Below are 912 nucleotides of genomic sequence, written 5' to 3' on the forward strand. Positions count from 1 at the left end.
GGGCACCGGGCAGTCGACCCGCTCGCCGGTGACCGTGCCGTCGGCGGCGAGGTCGATCAGCCACATGGTCTTGCGGTGGCCGGCCTCGGAGAAGGAGTAGGCGAGCGGCGAGCCGGAGTACCGGACCCGCTCGGTGATCGTCTGGCAGCCGTGGAGGTGGCCGAGCGCGGCGTAGTCCACACCGTCGAAGATTTCGGGCGGTACGGCCGCGACCCCGCCGACCGTGATGTCGCGCTCGCTGTCGCTGGCGGCGCCGCCGGCGACGAAGGCGTGGGCGAGGACGACGGACCGCGTCCCGGCCGGACGGCCGGCGAGGTCGGCGCGCACCCGGTCCATCGCCGCCTCCAGCACGGCGACGTGCCCGGCGCCCCGGGCGTCGAGGGCGGTGCGCACGAGCGCGGGTTCGAGGTACGGCAGGCCGTAGAAGGCGACGTCGCCGTGGGCGTCGGAGAGGACGACGGGGGTGCCGCAGTCGGCGGGGTCGGTGCGCAGGTGGACACCGGCCCGGCCGAGGAGCCCGGCGCCGACGCCGAGCCGGCGGGCGGAGTCGTGGTTGCCGGAGATCATGACGACGGGGACACCGGTCCCGGCCAGCCGGTGCAGGGCCTCGTCGAACAGCTCGACGGCGGCGAGCGGCGGCACGGCCCGGTCGTAAACGTCGCCGGCGACGAGGACGGCGTCCACCTCGCGCTCGCGCACGGTGTCCACGAGGTGCGCGAGGAAGGCGCGCTGGGCGTCGAGGAGCCCGACTCGGTGGAAGGAGCGCCCCAGGTGCCAGTCGGACGTATGCAGCAGTCTCACGCGTCGACTCCCGTCGCCATGCTCTCCTCGGCTCCTCTTGTCCTTGCCGTTGTCACCGCTGACGGCGACGGGCGCGCCAGCGGGGGGCGCTGCCGCCCGTCCCGCCTGGAT

1 protein-coding gene is annotated in these 912 nt (G+C 75.1%); it reads right to left on the bottom strand.

Going from position 1 to position 912, the window contains the following annotated elements:
- Positions 1 to 801 (bottom strand): metallophosphoesterase family protein (locus ACSNOK_RS33275; RefSeq protein WP_436784513.1); only part of this gene is annotated, 801 nt, incomplete at its 3' end.
- Positions 802 to 912 lie beyond the last annotated feature (111 nt).

It is taken from the genome of Streptomyces sp. URMC 126 (assembly GCF_051386555.1).
In the GTDB taxonomy this organism is placed as follows: domain Bacteria; phylum Actinomycetota; class Actinomycetes; order Streptomycetales; family Streptomycetaceae; genus Streptomyces.